This is a genomic window from Ruegeria sp. AH12, assembly GCF_056541465.1.
Map to the genome: position 1 here is coordinate 1 of NZ_JBQFYL010000013.1, position 17,068 is coordinate 17,068.

The 17,068-nt window shown below is 57.4% G+C and carries 19 protein-coding genes; 8 read left to right on the top strand and 11 right to left on the bottom strand.

From position 1 onward, the window contains the following. Window positions 1-228 precede the first annotated feature (228 nt). Both ACR0EL_RS16530 and ACR0EL_RS16535 read right to left on the bottom strand, forming a co-directional pair. A complete protein-coding gene (locus ACR0EL_RS16530; RefSeq protein WP_480501183.1) occupies window positions 229-516 on the bottom strand; it encodes an OmpA family protein in 288 nt (95 codons plus the stop codon). An 87-nt stretch (window positions 517-603) separates the two neighbouring features. Then, window positions 604-1,605 carry a LacI family transcriptional regulator gene (locus ACR0EL_RS16535; RefSeq protein ID WP_480501184.1) on the bottom strand — a complete coding sequence of 334 codons (1,002 nt, stop codon included), beginning with the start codon at window positions 1,603-1,605 and terminating at the stop codon, window positions 604-606. Window positions 1,606-1,779: 174 nt separating this feature from the next. Between ACR0EL_RS16535 and ACR0EL_RS16540 the strand changes: the two genes are divergently transcribed. The 7 genes from ACR0EL_RS16540 to ACR0EL_RS16570 all read left to right on the top strand — a co-directional run bounded on the left by ACR0EL_RS16540 (window position 1,780) and on the right by ACR0EL_RS16570 (window position 10,335). After that, on the top strand, window positions 1,780-3,009 hold the full coding sequence (locus tag ACR0EL_RS16540) for an ABC transporter substrate-binding protein (RefSeq protein WP_480501185.1): 1,230 nt from the start codon (window positions 1,780-1,782) through the stop codon (window positions 3,007-3,009). 72 nt (window positions 3,010-3,081) lie between these two features. Continuing rightward, window positions 3,082-4,008, top strand: coding sequence for a carbohydrate ABC transporter permease (locus ACR0EL_RS16545; protein WP_480501186.1), 927 nt, complete (start codon window positions 3,082-3,084; stop codon window positions 4,006-4,008). After that, window positions 4,001-4,909 (top strand): carbohydrate ABC transporter permease, encoded by a 909-nt coding sequence (locus tag ACR0EL_RS16550; RefSeq protein ID WP_480501187.1) that lies wholly within the window; start codon window positions 4,001-4,003, stop codon window positions 4,907-4,909. The genes ACR0EL_RS16545 and ACR0EL_RS16550 overlap by 8 nt, the downstream gene beginning before the upstream one ends. Continuing rightward, a complete protein-coding gene (locus ACR0EL_RS16555; protein WP_480501285.1) occupies window positions 4,909-5,982 on the top strand; it encodes an ABC transporter ATP-binding protein in 1,074 nt (357 codons plus the stop codon). Before ACR0EL_RS16550 ends, ACR0EL_RS16555 begins: the two co-directional genes overlap by 1 nt. After that, window positions 5,979-8,411, top strand: coding sequence for a beta-mannosidase (locus ACR0EL_RS16560; RefSeq protein WP_480501188.1), 2,433 nt, complete (start codon window positions 5,979-5,981; stop codon window positions 8,409-8,411). The genes ACR0EL_RS16555 and ACR0EL_RS16560 overlap by 4 nt, the downstream gene beginning before the upstream one ends. Continuing rightward, window positions 8,408-9,175 (top strand): sugar phosphate isomerase/epimerase family protein, encoded by a 768-nt coding sequence (locus tag ACR0EL_RS16565; protein ID WP_480501189.1) that lies wholly within the window; start codon window positions 8,408-8,410, stop codon window positions 9,173-9,175. Before ACR0EL_RS16560 ends, ACR0EL_RS16565 begins: the two co-directional genes overlap by 4 nt. Beyond that, the gene (locus tag ACR0EL_RS16570) at window positions 9,172-10,335 is read left to right on the top strand and encodes a Gfo/Idh/MocA family protein (protein ID WP_480501190.1); all 1,164 of its coding nucleotides are present in this window, start codon (window positions 9,172-9,174) and stop codon (window positions 10,333-10,335) included. The genes ACR0EL_RS16565 and ACR0EL_RS16570 overlap by 4 nt, the downstream gene beginning before the upstream one ends. A gap of 640 nt (window positions 10,336-10,975) precedes the next feature. On the opposite strand, the gene ACR0EL_RS16575 is transcribed toward ACR0EL_RS16570, so the two are convergent. The 4 genes from ACR0EL_RS16575 to ACR0EL_RS16590 form a co-directional block, all read right to left on the bottom strand. Beyond that, complete coding sequence (locus tag ACR0EL_RS16575) at window positions 10,976-11,386, bottom strand: alpha/beta fold hydrolase (RefSeq protein ID WP_480501191.1); 411 nt, start codon at window positions 11,384-11,386, stop codon at window positions 10,976-10,978. Window positions 11,387-11,735: 349 nt separating this feature from the next. Further along, complete coding sequence (locus ACR0EL_RS16580; RefSeq protein ID WP_480501192.1) at window positions 11,736-12,710, bottom strand: penicillin-binding transpeptidase domain-containing protein; 975 nt, start codon at window positions 12,708-12,710, stop codon at window positions 11,736-11,738. Further along, entirely contained in the window at window positions 12,619-13,077 is a 459-nt protein-coding gene (locus ACR0EL_RS16585; RefSeq protein WP_480501193.1) for an SRPBCC family protein, read from the bottom strand. Before ACR0EL_RS16585 ends, ACR0EL_RS16580 begins: the two co-directional genes overlap by 92 nt. Before the next feature lie 11 nt (window positions 13,078-13,088). Beyond that, on the bottom strand, window positions 13,089-13,757 hold the full coding sequence (locus tag ACR0EL_RS16590) for a glutathione S-transferase family protein (protein ID WP_480501194.1): 669 nt from the start codon (window positions 13,755-13,757) through the stop codon (window positions 13,089-13,091). A 116-nt stretch (window positions 13,758-13,873) separates the two neighbouring features. Here ACR0EL_RS16590 and ACR0EL_RS16595 point away from each other — a divergent pair, with 116 nt between their 5' ends. Further along, window positions 13,874-14,227 carry a winged helix-turn-helix transcriptional regulator gene (locus ACR0EL_RS16595; protein WP_480501195.1) on the top strand — a complete coding sequence of 118 codons (354 nt, stop codon included), beginning with the start codon at window positions 13,874-13,876 and terminating at the stop codon, window positions 14,225-14,227. Between the two features lie 48 nt (window positions 14,228-14,275). Here the strand turns inward: ACR0EL_RS16595 and ACR0EL_RS16600 are convergent, their stop codons facing one another. From ACR0EL_RS16600 to ACR0EL_RS16620, 5 genes are all read right to left on the bottom strand, one after another. Further along, the gene (locus tag ACR0EL_RS16600) at window positions 14,276-14,854 is read right to left on the bottom strand and encodes a dihydrofolate reductase family protein (protein WP_480501196.1); all 579 of its coding nucleotides are present in this window, start codon (window positions 14,852-14,854) and stop codon (window positions 14,276-14,278) included. Between the two features lies 1 nt (window position 14,855). Next, window positions 14,856-15,353: an SRPBCC family protein gene (locus ACR0EL_RS16605; protein WP_353010940.1), complete on the bottom strand. Its 498-nt coding sequence runs from the start codon at window positions 15,351-15,353 to the stop codon at window positions 14,856-14,858. Further along, window positions 15,350-15,685: an ArsR/SmtB family transcription factor gene (locus ACR0EL_RS16610; protein ID WP_480501197.1), complete on the bottom strand. Its 336-nt coding sequence runs from the start codon at window positions 15,683-15,685 to the stop codon at window positions 15,350-15,352. Before ACR0EL_RS16610 ends, ACR0EL_RS16605 begins: the two co-directional genes overlap by 4 nt. 190 nt (window positions 15,686-15,875) lie before the next feature. Then, a complete protein-coding gene (locus ACR0EL_RS16615) occupies window positions 15,876-16,658 on the bottom strand; it encodes a hypothetical protein (RefSeq protein WP_480501198.1) in 783 nt (260 codons plus the stop codon). Further along, entirely contained in the window at window positions 16,646-16,915 is a 270-nt protein-coding gene (locus ACR0EL_RS16620; RefSeq protein ID WP_480501199.1) for a dynamin family protein, read from the bottom strand. Before ACR0EL_RS16620 ends, ACR0EL_RS16615 begins: the two co-directional genes overlap by 13 nt. Between the last annotated feature and the right edge of the window lie 153 nt (window positions 16,916-17,068).

Sequence of the window (17,068 nt, forward strand, 5' to 3'; positions counted from 1 at the left end):
GCAAATCCACCGCATAATCAAACCAACCAGATGAGCCAGATCCTCTCTCAGCTCACGCGGCCATCTGCCCCAAATTCCCTGACGACGGACACTAACAGTTCGCCACGGTGATGCCGTGATCAGAGGGTATGATGCGCTTCTTCGTGAGGCCTCGCGTTGTTTTGCGCATCATACACATTGAACTATAGTCGCGGAAAAAGGCGATCGGGGCAAATAAGCGTTTGTCAATCAGACGTAACTTGCGTTCACGATTTCAACCCGCCGGTTCCGTTCGTGCCCGGCTACCGTGGTGTTGTCGTCGATCGGCTTCGCTTCAACGTATCCGGTCGCGTCAAGACGGTTTGGACCTATGCCGTGCACGGACACAAGAGCGATGCGGACAGCGTTCGCGCGGGCGATCGAAAGCTGCAGGTTGTACGCGTCGCTGCCCCGGTCGTCCTTGTGGCCCGCGACTTCGAAGGAAAGTTTCGAGTTTGCACGGAGATCGCCTGCAATCGTCGTGACATACCGGACCATCGATCAGATCGACAGACAGACTAAAGAGTTTGCGACTCCGCCCAGACCCACAAAATATCGGCAGATCCTGCTTGAACTGTATCGGTGTCAGACCAGTCGCGCCGAGATGAGGCTTTGACTGGGTTGCCGGTCTGGTTCCTCGATGGCCTGAATCGCCGCGCTGGCCAGAAAGTTTCCCGCGTTCTGCACATCCTCGCGGACAACTTTGATTGCCTGTCTGAAGTGCTTGAGAAAAGGAACCGCTTCTTTAGCGAAGATATCGAGGTCCTCACCTAGGATGCGACCGGCTCTTTCAGCTCCCACGCTGGCGAAAATCGCGGCGGTCGAGGAGGGGGTGATTATGCCGTCAATATCCGGGCGGGACTTAAGAAAGGCGATGAGGGTCTGTTTCATCTCTTCACCGCTTTCGTCGCTGGTGATCCCGGGAATCGCCTCGAACTGCGCTTCGGTTTGTGCGCAGGCCTCGCGCGCGCCGCGCAGCATGTCCTGTGAGTAGTTCTGTTCCAGCGGCGGCGTGAGCATGGCGATCTTGCGGCGACCGGAACGTACCAGCTCCTGCACCGCAAGCTGCCCGAACGAAGTGTTGTCGAAATCGAAATACGGGTGCTGATCGCGCCATTTCGATCGGCCATAGGTGGCAAACGGAAACTTCCGGTCCAGCAGATGGGCGATGCGCGGGTCCTCGACCTCGATCCGGTTGAGGATCAGCGCGTCGGCCGATCCGGTTTCGAGGATATAGCGGACCGGCTGCATGGGATCTTCGCCGGGGAAATAGGGCGTGATGATCAGGTGATAGCGGGTGTCGCGCAGGGCTTGCGCGATCGAGGCGACAAGCTGACCGGTGTGATCCGTTACTTCGTGATCCGAACACAGGACCAGCGAGATCACATTGGTCTTTCCGGTCCGCAGCCGTAGCCCCGCGCGGTTCGGGATATAGCCGATCTGCGCCGCAATCTCGCGCACCTTCTTCTTGGTCGCGGCACCGATATCCGGGGCATCGTTCAGCGCCCGCGATACGGTTGGCACCGCTAGCCCCGAAAGTTCGGAGATGGTGCGCAGCGTTGGTCGGCTTTTTTCGGATCGAGACATTCGGTTCCTGGTTTGCTTTGCGAAATTCGCTGCATGGCGCACGTCGCCTGCGGTGAAATCCGGTAGAATATTGGTGCTGACCCTAGTGGCTAAGAGGGCGGGTGTAAATCCGTTGCAAGAAATTACTAAATCGTTATAGTAGTTTGCTATAACGTTTTAGATTAGGAGGAATCGATGAAACGACTGACGAGTTTGCTGGCTGGGACTGTGCTGGTCGGGGCGAGTGCGGTCCAGGCGGCTGATCTGGAAGTCACCCATTGGTGGACATCGGGCGGCGAGGCTGCGGCGGTGTCGGAATTTGCCAAGGCCTTTAACAACAATACGGAACATTCATGGGTTGATGGCGCCATTGCCGGATCGGGCGGTACGGCGCGCCCCATTATCATCAGTCGAATCATTGGTGGCGATCCCATGGGGGCGACACAGCTGAATCACGGACGTCAGGCGGAAGAGCTGATCGAAGCGGGGCTGCTGACCGATCTGACCGAGCTAGCCGAGCAGGAAGGCTGGAAGGACATCGTGAATCCTTCGTCTCTGCTTGAGGCCTGTACCTTTGAAGGCCGCATCTATTGCGTGCCTGTGAACATTCACTCATGGCAGTGGATCTGGCTGAGCCATGAGGCGTTTGACAAAGCCGGTGTGCCGGTTCCCGCCGACTGGAACGAATTCGTGGCCGCCGCGCCCAAACTGCAGGCAGCGGGTATCGTACCGCTGGCCATGGGTCAGCAAAGCTGGCAGCAGAACGGGGCCTTTGGCGTGTTGGCCGTGGCGATTGCCGGTGTGGATGCCTGGCGCGAGGTTGTGGTCAATCGCAACGCCGATGCGGCGATGGGGCCGGAATACACCAAAGTGTTCGAAGCCATCGTGGACGCGCGTGATCTGGCTGCGGACTCGAACGTTCAGGACTGGAACCAGGCCACCAACATGGTGATCACTGGTAAGGCAGGCGCGCAGATCATGGGGGACTGGGCGCAAGGCGAGTTCCAGATTGCCGAGAAGGTCGCCGGACAGGATTACACTTGTCTGCCGGGCCTGGGCGTGAATGAGATTCTCGATACTGGTGGCGATGCATTCTATTTCCCGGTCGTTGATGATCCGGAAATTCAAAAGGCGCAGATGGCGCTGGCGTCGACCCTGATTGCCCCGGATGTTCAGGTTGCCTTTAACCTCAAAAAAGGCTCGTTGCCGGTGCGCGGAGATATTGATCTGTCCGCCGCGAACGACTGCATGCAAAAGGGATTGGACATTTTGAAGGCTGGTGGCGTCCTCCCCTCAGGCGAGATGAACCTGACGCCGGATACCCAGACTCAGATAGAAGACCTGATGGCTGAGTTCTGGTCCACTGACATGTCGGCTGCGGACGCGCAATCGCGTTACGCCGACATCATCCGGTCCGCCGAGTAAGGCACCACCGCGCACTGCTCTGTCCGGGGAGACTCGGCCCCGGGCAGGCCAGAGCTGCGTAGAAAGACCGATATGGAAAACCCAACTTCTCTCGACCCGCCAGAACGCGGGCGCGCCCGGCGACCCGTGTCGCTGTTTCGCAACATGTCCGCCAAGATCGCATCGATCCCGATGATCCTGACCGCGTTGGTGGTGTTTGTAGGCGGCACTGCCTGGACGGTTGTGCATTCGTTCACCTCGTCCAAACTGTTGCCCAAGCTGAATTTTGTCGGGTTCGATCAATACGAACGGCTGTGGACCACGCCGCGCTGGCTGGAATCGATCGGGAATCTAGCGCTCTATGGTGTGTTGTCGCTGATCTTTACGCTGGTCATCGGGTTCACGCTGGCGGCGCTGCTGGATCGCAAGATCCGGGGTGAGAATGTGTTCCGCACCATATTCCTCTATCCGTTTGCACTCAGCTTCATTGTGACCGGGTTGGCCTGGCAATGGATCCTGAACCCCGATCTGGGCATTCAGCACGTGGTGCGCGGCGTGGGGTGGGAGAGCTTTACCTTCAACCCGCTGAACGACCCGGACATCGTGATGTACGGTATTCTGATCGCGGGCCTGTGGCAGGGGACAGGGCTGATCATGGTGATCATGCTGGCTGGTCTGCGCGGGATTGACGAAGACATCTGGAAGGCCGTCCGCGTCGACGGGATCGGGACGATCAAGACCTATGTGGTGGTCATTATCCCGATAATGCGGCCGGTTTTCGTAACCGCGTTGGTGTTGATCACCAGCGGCATCATCAAGCTTTACGATCTGGTGGTGGCGCTGACCAACGGCGGGCCCGGCATCGCCTCGGAAGTGCCTGCGAAATACGTGATCCAGTACATGTTCCGGGCGCAGAATCTGGGGCAGGGGTTTGCCGCGTCGACCATGATGCTGATCTCGGTGGTGATCATTCTGATCCCTTGGGCCTATCTGGAATTCGGAGGGCGCAAACGTGGCTGAACTGACCTCTGCCGGCTATGCCGAAGGGCCGCGCGGCCCAAAGCCAAAACGCAGCCTGAGCCGGGCGAACATCTTTCTCTATGGCACGCTGATTGTGGTGTCGTTCTACTACTTGCTGCCGCTTTACGTAATGGTGGTGACATCGTTGAAAGGCATGCCCGAAATCCGGGCCGGGAACATCTTTTCACCGCCGCTTGAAATCACCTTTCAGCCTTGGGTCAAGGCCTGGGCGCAGGCCTGTACCGGCATCAACTGCGATGGGCTGAGTCGGGGGTTCGGCAACTCGGTCAAGATCCTGATTCCCTCGGTGGTGTTGTCGATCGCCATTGCCTCGATCAACGGCTATGCGCTCGCGCGCTGGAAATTCAAAGGCTCGGAGGTGTTCTTTACCATCCTGATCGTGGGTGCGTTCATTCCCTATCAAACCATGCTCTATCCGCTGGTGATCATCCTGCGTGAGATCGGTCTGATGGGCGATCTAGGCGGTCTGGTGCTGGTCCATACGATCTTTGGCATGCCGATCCTGACGCTGTTGTTCCGCAACTACTTCACCTCAATCCCCGAGGATTTGCACAAGGCCGCCCGTGTCGACGGTGCCGGGTTCTGGAGCATCTATTTCCGCATCATGCTGCCGATGTCGCTGCCGATCTTTGTGGTGGCGATCATCCTGCAGGTTACGGGCATCTGGAACGATTTCCTGTTCGGCGTGATCTATACCAAGCCGGAGACCTACCCGATGACGGTGCAGCTGAACAACATCGTCAACTCGGTGCAGGGGGTCAAGGAATACAACGTCAACATGGCCGCGACGCTGCTGACCGGGCTGGTGCCTCTCGTCATCTATTTTGTCTCGGGCAAGCTGTTCGTGCGCGGCATCGCCGCCGGTGCGGTGAAAGGATAATCATGCATTCTGTCGAAATACGCGATCTGGATCTGAGCTTTGGGGCGGTCGAGGTGCTGAAGGGTCTGAACCTGAATATTGCAGATGGTGAGTTCCTGGTGCTGCTGGGATCGTCTGGGTGCGGAAAATCCACCCTGCTGAACTGTATCGCCGGGTTGCTCGAGGTTACGGATGGCCAGATTTTCATTCATGACCGCAACGTGACATGGGAAGAGCCATCAGATCGGGGCATCGGGATGGTGTTCCAGTCCTATGCGCTCTATCCGCAGATGACGGTTGAAGGAAACCTGTCTTTTGGCCTTAAAAACGCGCGGATGGCGCGGGATGAGATTGCAAAACGGGTCGCACGCGCGGCTGAGATTTTGCAGATCGAACCGTTGTTGAAGCGCAAACCCGCGGCGCTGTCGGGTGGTCAGCGTCAGCGGGTGGCCATAGGCCGGGCTTTGGTGCGCGATGCGGATGTGTTCCTGTTTGACGAGCCGCTGTCCAATCTCGATGCCAAGTTGCGCGCCGATCTGCGGGTGGAAATCAAGCGCCTGCATCAGCAGCTGAAGAACACCATCATCTACGTGACGCATGACCAGGTCGAGGCGCTGACGCTGGCTGACCGGATCGCGGTGATGAAGGGCGGGCAAATTCAACAGCTGGCCTCGCCATCCGAAATCTACAACCGGCCCGGCAACCGCTATGTGGCGGATTTCGTTGGCTCGCCATCGATGAATTTTGTGGAGGGCCTGCTGACCGAGGGGCGATTTGAGGTCGCGGATCAAGCGCTGGCGGTGGACAGCTATCCTTTTGCTAAGCAGCCCTGCGGTCCGGCGACCTTGGGTGTGCGGCCTGAACATGTCGTAACGGGTGCAGCGGCTGAAGAGCTGCCGTTTCACACCACGGTTCCGGTTGAGGTGGTCGAGCCGATGGGGTCGGACACGTTGGCCTGGACCCGGTTCGCCGCTGAGCCTTTCCGCGTGCGCCTTGACGGGCAAAGCGGTGTCAGCCCTGGCGATCAAATCACCATCGGTATCGACCTTGCCAAAGCCTCGTTCTTTGACGCGGAGACGGAGTTGCGGCTGTGAAGGATATTGGGGCGTTGCCGGCGCTTGATTTGTCGGGTCAGTGGCGGATGCGGGACGCGAGCGGGGAGTATGATCTGGCTGTGAGGCTGCCCGGTGACGGGATCACCGCGCTGCATCAGGCTGGGCTGATCCCCGACCCCTATGAGGGACGCAACGAATATGATCTGCGCCGCATCGCCGAGCGGGACTGGATGTTCGAGCGCAGCTTTCATCTGGATGGTACGAGCTATCTGCTGCAGCTGACCGAGGTGGATACAGTGGCGGAAATTGCGCTGAACGGCAGCGTGGTTCTGACCACCGACAATGTTTTCCGCAGTTATCAGGCGGATCTGTCCGGCGCGGCGCGGGTGGGTGAAAACACCCTGCGCATCACCCTTCGGTCAAGTATCGCCGAGGGAGCGGCACGGCAGGTGGCGCTGCCTTATCCGGTGCCAAGCCATCCGCGCAATTGCCCGATCCCGAACGGCAACATGCTGCGCAAGGTGCAATGCGATTTCGGCTGGGACTGGAACATCGCGCTGGCCCCTTTCGGGGTATACGGGCAGATACAGCTGCTGCCGAAGTCGCAGCCCCGGTTCTCGGGCCTTACCGTGCTGCAGCGCCATGCCAGGGGCAGGGCGACACTGACTGTGCAGGCGCGGCTGGATGGAGCGGCAAACGCTGAGCTGCGTTTCTGCGGGCAAAGCCAGAGTTTGTCCGTCGACAGCGATGGCCGGATTGAGGCCGAGTTTGTCATCGATCAACCGGAGCTTTGGTGGCCAGCCGGTCTGGGGCCACAGACCCTTCACGAGCTGACACTGAGCAGCGGTGACGCCTCGGAAACCCGGCGGATCGGGCTGCGCGATATTCAACTGATCACCGAACCGGATGAAATCGGCTCCAGTTTCAAGTTCCGCGTGAATGGCATGGATGTTTTCTGTCGGGGAGCTAACTGGATCCCCGCCGATGCACTGCCGGGGCGGATCACGCCAGAGAAAACCCGCGATCTGCTGCAATCGGCGGTCGATGCCAATATGAACATGCTGCGGGTTTGGGGTGGCGGGCGCTATGAGCGGGATAGCTTCTATGAAGCCTGCGACGAGCTGGGGCTGCTGATCTGGCAGGACGCCATGTTCGCGTGCAACCTCTACCCGTCGCACCCGGAATTTCTGGACAATGTAGAGGCCGAACTGAGCGAACAGGCGGCGCGGCTGTCCGTACATCCCTGCATCGCGCTGTGGTGTGGCGACAACGAACTGGTGGGCGCGCTGGGGTGGTATGATGTCAGTGTCAAAGACCGCGATCGCTATCTGGTAGGGTATGACCGGCTGAACCAAACCATCGAACGCGCCATCCGGAACACGCTGGGTAGGGATGTGAACTGGTGGCCGTCTTCGCCCTCGCTGGGCCCGCTGAACTTCGGTGATGGCTGGCACGAGGACGGGGCAGGGGACATGCATTTCTGGTCGGTTTGGCACGAGGGTCGGGATTTCGACCATTACCGTGATGTGGCCCCCCGGTTCTGTAGTGAATTCGGGTTTCAGTCTTACCCGTCGATGGATGTGATCAGCAGCTTTGCCGAGCTGCAGGATTTCAACATCGCCGCCCCGGTGCTGGAAAGCCATCAAAAGAACGCAGGCGGCAATGCGCGGATTGCCGAGACGATGTTTCGGTATTTCCGCTTTCCTGAAGGGTTCGAGAATTTCGTCTATCTCAGCCAGGTGCAGCAGGGGCTGGCGATCAAAACCGCCGTTTCGCATTGGCGGGCGCAAAAGCCGCGCTGCATGGGAACGCTGTACTGGCAGTTGAACGACACCTGGCCGGTGGCGAGCTGGTCGTCGCTGGATTATGGCGGCGGATGGAAGTTGCTGCATCACATGGCGCGGCGGTTTTACGATCCCGTCGCGGTGACTGCGGTGCCCGGGGCAGGGCAGCTTGCGCTGGTTGCGGTCAACGACACGCGTGCACCGGTCAGTATCTCGCTCAGCGCCAGCGCGTTGAACCTTGATGGCAGCGAACGCGAGCTGGGTACAGCCCAGGGGATCGTCCCGACCGATGCTGCCGCAACCTTTCTGATGATCCGGCAGGATGCGCTCAAGCCGGATGAAGTACTGCTCTACCGCATGACCATGCCCGATGGAACGGTCCGCACCGGTCATCACGCGCCGTTGTCCTACAAGGCCTATGATCTGCCGGAGAACGGGCTGCGGCTGCAGACCGAGGATCTTGGCGATCACGTCGCGATGACTCTGACTGCGGATCAGCCTGCTTTCTATGCCAGTGTCGAGCCGGATCAACCGGGTCGGCTAAGTGACAATGCGGTGCTGGTGCTGCCCGGCCAACCTGTGCGCCTGACGTTTACACCGGCGCAGCCCGGAGCCGATTGCCGGTTTACCCTGCGCGATCTGCGCAGCGCCACATATCATTCCAACAACAAGGACAGGCCATGACCGCGATTGGGTTTCAGCTTTATAGTTCCCGCAATTTCCCCCCGCTTACTGACACGCTGCATATGCTGGCCGAGATCGGTTACGCCGAGGTCGAAGGTTATAGCGCGCTGTTTCAGGACGACGCGCTGTTTCAGCAGTTACTGGCCGGGCTGGACGCATCCGGGCTGCGCATGCCAACCGCGCATTTCGGGCTGGACGTATTGCGGGGCCGACCGGGTGAGGTGATCGACCTTTGTCGTCGGATTGGTATCAGCACCGTGTTCGTGCCCTATCTTGCTGCCGAAGACCGGCCGAAGGAGGCGCAGGGCTGGGCAGCATTTGGCACGGAACTGGCCGAGCTGGGAAAGCCCCTGCAAGATGCCGGGCTGGGATATGGCTGGCACAATCACGATTTCGAGCTGGTCGATCTGGGCATCCCCGAGGTGCCGCTGGATCTGATCCTGCAGGCGTCAGACGATCTGCTGATCGAGCTTGATGTGGCCTGGGTGGTGCGCGGCGGGCGCGATCCGCTGCAATACATCTCGAACTATGGCGACCGTATCCGGGCGGTGCATGTCAAGGACATCGCGACGGCTGGAACCTGCATGGACGAGGATGGCTGGGCTGATGTCGGGCAGGGCGTGATGGATTGGCCAGGATACTACGCAGCACTGCGGGACGGTGCGGCGCAGCATTACATCATGGAGCATGACAACCCCTCGGATCATCTGAGATTTGCGGCACGGTCGCTGGATGCGGCTCTTGAACTGGGAAAGGCGCAATGATGGAAGAATTGGGTGTCGGCATCATAGGTGCCGGGAGTATTTCTGCGACTTATCTGCGTCTGGCACCGCTGTTCCGGGGATTTTCGATCAGGGCGATTGCTGATTTGAATGCCGAGGCCGCCAGCGCGCGGGCCGCCGAATTTGGCATTCGCGCTGAAACGGTCGATGGACTGCTGGCGGCGGATGATATCGACGTGGTGGTGAACCTGACCATCCCGGCGGCGCATTTCGAGGTGACGAAATCCATTCTTGAGGCCGGCAAACATGCCTATTCGGAGAAGCCCGTCGTGCTGACCCGCACCGAGGGCGAGGCGTTGGCTGCACTGGCCGCCGGGCGCAACCTGCGGGTGGGGTCGGCACCGGACACGTTTCTGGGGGGCAGCCATCAGCAGGCAAGGCAATTGATCGATGATGGCGCCATTGGCCCAGTGGTGTCCGGTACGGCTTATGTGATGGGACCGGGGATGGAACACTGGCATCCCAATCCCGATTTCTTTTTTCTGCCCGGTGCCGGTCCGGTTCTGGATATCGGTCCCTATTACATCACCAATCTTGTGAACATGATCGGGCCGGTTCAGCGGGTCGCATCCCTGTCGCAGACCGCGTATCAGACCCGCACGATCACGTCTGAACCGCGCCGGGGCGAGACGGTTCCAGTCAAAACACCCACGACATTGATGGCTCTGCTGGAATTTGACTCGGGCGCGATCATCACATTGGGGGCCAGCTGGGACGTCAAGGCGCATGGGCACAGCAATATGGAGCTCTATGGCAGTGAAGGCTCGTTATTTGTGCCGGACCCGAATTTCTTTGGCGGGACGCTGAAGCTCGCGGGGGCGGATGGCGCAGTGCATGGGATCGAGCCGTGGGCGCATCCGCTTGGCATCCCCAACGAGGGAACAGAAGGGAACGATCCGCGCGCCAACTATCGCTGCGCGGGGTTGGCCGATATGGTCGTTGCATTGCAAGAAAACCGCCCACATCGCTGTGCGCTGGAACTGGCCACGCACAGCGTGGATGTGATGACGGCGATACTGACCTCGGCCGAGAGCGGGGGATTTGTCGACATGACCACAACCTGCGCGCGGCCCGAATCTCTGACACCAGAGATGGCTGCGAGACTGTTAGACGAAGCTGTCGCAAACTTTGAGCAAGGGTGAGAAGGACCGACGCTCTGGTTGATTATCCTGCCAATTGGACGAACTACTAATACAGTTGGAGCCCGGGCGGGTTCTGTTGCGAAGTTTCCTGCACACAGAAGCCGCTTGTAGGGCTTGGTGCTGCAATCGCGGCTAAGGTCAGCTGTGTGGCTGTTGTCCCGTGCTTTGCTCAACAGATTGCCAACGCGTCGAAGATCTGCAAGGTCCCTTCGGCTGACATTGATGCCGTCTGAACCGACCCGATGACCGGTTCGAGTCCGAGGCGGACCTTAAGCGCAACGTTGCGGTCGATTCTACTGCTTCAATTCATGAAGCGTCACCAAAACGCTTCAGAGCTGCACTTGCGACTTGATCACCTCATTCCTGCACGAAATGTCCAGCCTCTTCTAAAACCAACAGCGCAGGACAACCTCTGATGACTTTGCGCAGCTTGATCATCCAGGTACGCCAAAACTGGGTCTTTCGCTCCGATTGCCATGAAGCTCTCCGCGGCCCATTCTGTTTGCCAGAATTTTTGGGCGCGCTTTGCTGTTTCAATACCGGCCATACCCGGCTCAATCATCACCATTTGGGGGAACCGGCGTACACCGCCTTGTACCATTGATCAGGGAACGGAGCTTCAAACGCAAGCGCCTCGGCTTCACTCAATTGTGGACAAGCCCGCTGAATCAATGCGCCGCAATCTAGGTTCGGTCGGCTGGCCACATAGTCTTCCAGCTTCTGAAACCGTCCCCAGGGCTCTCTCTGGTCGGCAGCGCTGCTTCATAACGATTAAACGGGAAAACCGATCCTGAAGATCCATTGGCAGGGTCAATCCCAGAATGCCGCCCCTGTCCTGTACCACCAGCGTGATGTTTTTCAGGTCCAGTTTCACTATAAGGGCGATCATCATATCGCGATGAAAATCGAAGCTGTACAACGCGTCACTGACGGGTTTGTCAGACCTACCGCAACCCAACCAGTCCGGCACAGCGACACGAGCACCAGATTGCGTTAAACGGGTATCATCCGTCGAAAAAGATAGGCCCAAGTTGGCTGACCCGGCAAGCACAGGAATGTTCGTGGTGCGTTATCCGGGCGTTGATCCACGTAGTGCACGCGAAGACCTTCGTAGCCTTCGAGGTCTTAGACGTAGTTCGGGTCGAAATTGTAGCCGGGCAGAGCTTGAAATCTCTCATCCGGCGTTCTCAGGACATCCATGATCGGTCATTCTCACAATTGCATTCGGATAATCATGCAAGTCGAGATACAGTCCCGCGACCCACCCTAAGTGGATGTCTGGTTTGTCCGCTGAAATTGAGCTCAATGGCCTTCAGTCTTTGCACTCGCGGCAAAGGGCAGCAATGCGGGCTGCGACCGCAGCATCTTGGCCCGTCAGCCATGTCGGGTCTGGGCCGTTCTCAATCGCATTCAAAGGCCCGGATGTCGTCCAGCACGCTGTATGTGATCGCCTTTCTTTTCGAAAGAAACCGCGTGTCCGGCATGTCCATATTCAGAGCAAAGACATGAGTATCGCTCGCGCATTCCAGCCACCCGACAAACCACCCGATGTCCATGTCCGTCTTGCTGTACCGCCAGCCGGTCTTGGAACGCATAGTCCAATTAGCGTGTGTGTCGGTCACCATGATATCTCGTGCCTCCGCAAATGTACTTTTAGACAGCGGCAACAGTTTCAGTGTGAGTTTCGAAAGGAACTCAACTTGCTCAAGCGCCGAGATCGTCAGTGTATCGTCCAGCCAATAGGTGGTGAGCTGGTCGATGGTTCCGACATCTGCATTTCCGTAGTCGAAGCTTTTTAACCCGTCCGCCATCACGGCCTGCCCGCCGGTTCGGACAATCTCTTGATAGACCCAAACAACCGAGTTTTGGAACGCGGACTCAAGTGAATGGTCCTGGTTCCATGCTTGGTTACTTCTTGGAACATTGTCCCACTGAAACACTGTTTCGGACGTCGCCAATCCATTTTCCAGCGCAATCAAGCTGTGAGGGATCTTGGACGTAGAGGCCGGCGAAAATCGCTGTTCGGCGCGGTCGCGGTTTGCAATCCAAAGCTGGCCATCAGACAGGCGTCTGATCACAATCGTCGTGTTTTCAATTTGGGCGCCTGCGACCGTTACATTGGGCTCGACATCTACTGCATCGGCTGCGACCGGCGACGAAAGCGCAATGCCAAGCCATCCTGCGGCATACAGGCTGAAAACAATAGCGGCCTTCGGCCGGACTTTCTTGCTTCTTTGACGATCTGAGGTGACCAAACTTAATCTCTTTAAATTCAGGCCCGGACTATCCTTGGTGAGGCTCGCCTTGCCCTGTGTCGAGGTATTGTTTGAGACTGCCCAGAAAGAACATATCCCAGCCCGCCTCACAAACATCATAGCATAGCAAGTCGGGGGTGAGCCCTTGGTGCTGCATCTCAATTTTAGAGCCACCTTCTTGCTCGATGATTTGCCACAGCACCTTGGTGTTGAGCCACTCAGTTTCAATCTCTTTTGGTTGGCCCTCGTGGACATGTAAGGCATCAACGCAGGTCCACTCGACATGCGCTGGTTCTTCTGCACTGGTCAATTCGAATGTCCAATAGGACACACCGGGTGGGAAAGTGAATTTCGCGCGATCCCCGATGTTTGCCAGCGGCTGATCGGGTCGGGTCCACCAGTAGGCGACACCCTTGGTCACCGCGTCGAACGCGGCGGACGGGGAAGACTGAACGTCTATGAACTTTGTGTAGCTTGGTGCTGTCATCTTGGTTGTCCTTAAGCAGCTTCGGCCCAATGGGGCGGAAAGGTTGCGGCGACGTTTGGAAGGGCTTCGATCCGCGCGACCCATTCTGCGATTTCGGTTGATATGGTCGTAAGGTCTGGCAGGCCGAGCGCTTGCATTATCATCGGTTTCGTCTCCGTCGCCCGTTGGATCAGACGTACATGAGGGAAGGCGACGGCGTCGGCCGCGCCCGGGCGTTCACCAGAAAGGTAGGAGTTTTCGACCAAGATGCCGGTTAAGTGAGCAAGTTCTGATCGCAGATTCTCGCTGGCGTGTTTCAGATCGTCTGTGGCTTCGTCCGCGCCTTGAAAGAAGATCGGTGAAAGGACACCACTTGTTGCGTCTGGCAGATAGTCGAAGATTTCCATCGTTCGCTGCCAGATCAGCGCTGCGTCTTGTGGTGTGTCCCCAAACAAGGGAGGGTCTGGATATTCTCGATCCAGCCAGGCCAGGATGGCAATGGATTGGCTAAGGGTCGCGTCTCTGTCTTTCACCGTCGGAACCGTTCCGCGCGGGTTGATGGCACGGTAGGCGTCGGATTTGTGCTCCTTCTGCGCGGCGGACAGCAGGTGGACTTCATGGTCGAGGCCTTTGAAGGCCATACCAAGGGCTGCGCGCCAGGGGCTGGGGGCCCCGCTTACGGTCCAAATTTCCAGGGACATATTCACATTCCTCCGTGGGTGGGTGTTTGCAGAAACATATCCACTACGGTATTATTCGAAAAGTAGGCAGAATTTTTTGCTATACTATCGAAAATGATACTATTGAGGAAAACATGATGTCTGAGGCCCTTGTCGACCAAGTTCAAGCACAAATTCCAGATGCAAGTGCGTGCCCAGCACCGCGTGTCATCGGGATGATTGGCGGCAAATGGAAGCTGCTTATTCTACAGATTCTGATCTTTCAGGGCACCAAGCGATTTGGCGAGTTGCGGAAATCCATCGACGGGATCACCCAGACGATGTTGACAAACCAGCTTCGTGCGCTGGAAGCCGATGGACTGGTAACCCGAAAGGTTTATGCGGAGGTGCCACCACGGGTGGAATACTCGGCCAGTGCGGATGGCTTGGCGCTGGCCCCAGTGTTCACATCGATGCACGACTGGTGGGTGAACCGGTCAGCTGGATCTTAGTGCCTGATCCACCCGGTCCCTCGGGGCGCGGGGTAAGGCGAACGCCAGTCACGACCGCCTAAGGCACTGATGAGTAACTCCGTTTCCAAGAGTTTCAGCCCACGCAAGAGCATAGGCGCGTGGCAATGCGGTGCCCTCGAACAGCCGCTTTCCCGCGCCGACGACAACCGGGAAGGTCCAGATCCGAAACTCGTCGATCAAATCGTGAGACTGCAGCGTTTGGATTAATGCAGAGCTGCCATGGATTTGTAGCAGCGGCCCGTCCAGCTCCTTCAACTCTTGCACAGCTTTCGCGACGTCTCCGTTCAACGCGTGTGAGTTTTTCCAGCTCAGTGGTGAGTTCTGCGAAGTTGCCACATACTTTCGCGCGGAATTTAACCGATTGCCAAGATCAGAACGCGGCGCGTTTGGCCAATGTCCGGCAAAGATGTCATAAGTCTTGCGCCCAAAAAGGATATCGTAAGTTTCCGACATGGCGACGCGTTCAACATGCGGCATCACGCGTTCCCAATAGGGGGCCGCCCAACCGCCTTGCGTGAAGCCGCCCGACGGGTCTTCATCGGGCATGCTTGGCGACTGCATCACCCCATCCAGTGTCACAAAGGACAGTACCGCAAGTTCGCGCATCTTACGGCTGGTCTTCGTTTAACGATTGCGCGAAAGCAGCAAGCTTATCGAAGGCCTGGTTCCAACCACCAGCCCCGGCCGTGCCTTCGGTGACACCCACATGAACCATCACCATTCGCGTCTTGCCGTCGACCTCGCTCAGCTCGACGATGACCTCCGTGATGTCTGGGAAGGAATCCGGCATCCCCATCGACTGCGGTGAAATAATGGTGCCGTCCGCGTCGCACATGCTTTCCGTGTAGACCAGACGATCCGGCGCGCGGACCTCTTTGTAGACACCGGTGAACCACATCTCCATTGATCGCTCGGGTGTTTGCATCGCCATGCTGACTTTGCGGGTTCCGCCTACATTGACATCCATCTCGGCTGTCGGGACCGACATGCCGTTCGGCCCGTACCACTGTTTGAACAAGACCGGATCGGTCCACATTTTCCAAACAAGATCGATCGGCGCATCAAACACCCTCTCGATCCGAACCCAGTTGTTCTCTTCGCTCATGTATCGTTTTCCTTCATGTCAGCCAAAAGAGTTTCCAGTGCTTCGAAACGTGCCTCCCAAATCGACCGATACCTCTCGGTCCAACTTGCGATTTCTTGGATCGGTGCCGTTTCGAGTTTGCACAGCCGAAACTGGGCGTTTTTCTCTCGGGAAATCAGTCCAGCACGTTCCAGCACCCGAATATGTTTCGACACGGCAGGCAAGGTCATATCAAACGGCTCTGCCAAGGCGTTCACGCTGGCCGTTCCTTGTGCAAGTTGGGCTAGAATTGCCCGGCGGGCCGGATGCGCAAGGGCGGAAAACGCGGCGTCTAGCTGGTCATCTTTGGTCATAGGGCATTATTATACCAATTGGTTAATTAAACAAGTGGTTTATTAATACTCAATTGATGCGACGTGAATGCCCGAGCCTCCACTCTAAAATTGTCAACTGACAGGAGATCTATGGCCAGCACGTCCAGGGTCAGGAGATGTTCACACTTGACCCGACATTTGTTGATCAATGTCCGCTAGCCGAACCACTTCAGCATTCTGTTCTGTGCTCAACTTCGAACTCTTTAATCACATCGAACAAGGCTGCAACGTCAAAGGCAATCAGGGCCACCTCGGTGTCCCAGCGGATGTGTCCCACGCAGACGCCTGCGCCAATGGTTTCACTTAGGACGGTCAGGTCCGGTTCGGACACTTGGGGCGCTACCAGTCGTTCGGCCGAGAGAAGTTGCTCAAGCCTGTTTCGCTGGAAATCCCTGAGACCAGAGAGCAAGCCTTCCGGGCCATTGGCGTGCTCTGCCCGCTCTTTGCCAAACTGCAAGGATGCTAAAGTAAGTCTCTGCAACCTACGTATAACCACATCAAGCATTGAGCCGTGGTCATCGGTATCGGCCACATTAAGAACTCCTTGACGGATTGCCGTGACCGATACCATTCCGGAAACACCGTACAAATCGGAGCGCAATGGGCCTGGGATCAAAGCAAAATCAGACGTGGGGCCAATTGCGTCGGTGAAACTGACCATCAGATTCACGATGTCTTCGGAATTCACGATAGGCGCCTGGTCAATGATCTCTTGAAAGCCCAGATTGCTGCAGTCAGAAACTAGAACCACTCGGCGGCCTGTGACCTGCAATTCCAGAATGTTCTCATCGGATACGAACCGCAGTGTTGTCCCAAGCACAGCGTTTTCGATTTCACGCAGCATTGCCGCCATTGGATCAGCAGCCTCCAACGGCAGCCTTCCATTTAGAAACGGAAAGCGGCATGTCGCTAACTTGGACAAATTGCTTTGAAAATCGGTCAAGTCAGGCATCGGGTCTCTCCGATCCGACCCGAGTTCTGGATCAGCTTGTCCCACTCGTCTGCGTCCAAAAGCTGAAACTCTGTGACACAGTTGCCGCTATCTTCGACGTTCAAGTGCAGTGACGTAACAACCGAAGTCCAGGGGTTAACGTCCGATAGCAACAGGCCTGGCTTGCCCACCATTGCATTGACTAGGGATGTTTTGCCGGATTTGATCTGGCCTATGAACGTAATCTCAGGTGAAAAACTCTCAACATCGCGTGACATCGATCGCAGTTTCTTTTGCGTGTTTCGACCGCCGAGGCTTGCAATATCTAACAGTTTCTCTTTGCTAAACTGAATGCAGCTGCTGAGATCGTTCAGAGGGCCCAAACTGGCATTCAGAAAGACCAGAGCTCCGGGAGCATTTTGATCGGAACT

Bases quoted from the DNA above. Each gene is read 5' to 3' on its own strand.
- ACR0EL_RS16530 (WP_480501183.1), bottom strand. From the start codon at position 516: ATGGTCCGGTATGTCACGACGATTGCAGGCGATCTCCGTGCAAACTCG.
- ACR0EL_RS16535 (WP_480501184.1), bottom strand. From the start codon at position 1,605: ATGTCTCGATCCGAAAAAAGCCGACCAACGCTGCGCACCATCTCCGAA.
- ACR0EL_RS16540 (WP_480501185.1), top strand. From the start codon at position 1,780: ATGAAACGACTGACGAGTTTGCTGGCTGGGACTGTGCTGGTCGGGGCG.
- ACR0EL_RS16545 (WP_480501186.1), top strand. From the start codon at position 3,082: ATGGAAAACCCAACTTCTCTCGACCCGCCAGAACGCGGGCGCGCCCGG.
- ACR0EL_RS16565 (WP_480501189.1), top strand. From the start codon at position 8,408: ATGACCGCGATTGGGTTTCAGCTTTATAGTTCCCGCAATTTCCCCCCG.
- ACR0EL_RS16570 (WP_480501190.1), top strand. From the start codon at position 9,172: ATGATGGAAGAATTGGGTGTCGGCATCATAGGTGCCGGGAGTATTTCT.
- ACR0EL_RS16580 (WP_480501192.1), bottom strand. From the start codon at position 12,710: ATGATGTTTGTGAGGCGGGCTGGGATATGTTCTTTCTGGGCAGTCTCA.
- ACR0EL_RS16585 (WP_480501193.1), bottom strand. From the start codon at position 13,077: ATGACAGCACCAAGCTACACAAAGTTCATAGACGTTCAGTCTTCCCCG.
- ACR0EL_RS16590 (WP_480501194.1), bottom strand. From the start codon at position 13,757: ATGTCCCTGGAAATTTGGACCGTAAGCGGGGCCCCCAGCCCCTGGCGC.
- ACR0EL_RS16595 (WP_480501195.1), top strand. From the start codon at position 13,874: ATGTCTGAGGCCCTTGTCGACCAAGTTCAAGCACAAATTCCAGATGCA.
- ACR0EL_RS16600 (WP_480501196.1), bottom strand. From the start codon at position 14,854: ATGCGCGAACTTGCGGTACTGTCCTTTGTGACACTGGATGGGGTGATG.
- ACR0EL_RS16605 (WP_353010940.1), bottom strand. From the start codon at position 15,353: ATGAGCGAAGAGAACAACTGGGTTCGGATCGAGAGGGTGTTTGATGCG.
- ACR0EL_RS16610 (WP_480501197.1), bottom strand. From the start codon at position 15,685: ATGACCAAAGATGACCAGCTAGACGCCGCGTTTTCCGCCCTTGCGCAT.
- ACR0EL_RS16615 (WP_480501198.1), bottom strand. From the start codon at position 16,658: ATGCCTGACTTGACCGATTTTCAAAGCAATTTGTCCAAGTTAGCGACA.
- ACR0EL_RS16620 (WP_480501199.1), bottom strand. From the start codon at position 16,915: ATGTCACGCGATGTTGAGAGTTTTTCACCTGAGATTACGTTCATAGGC.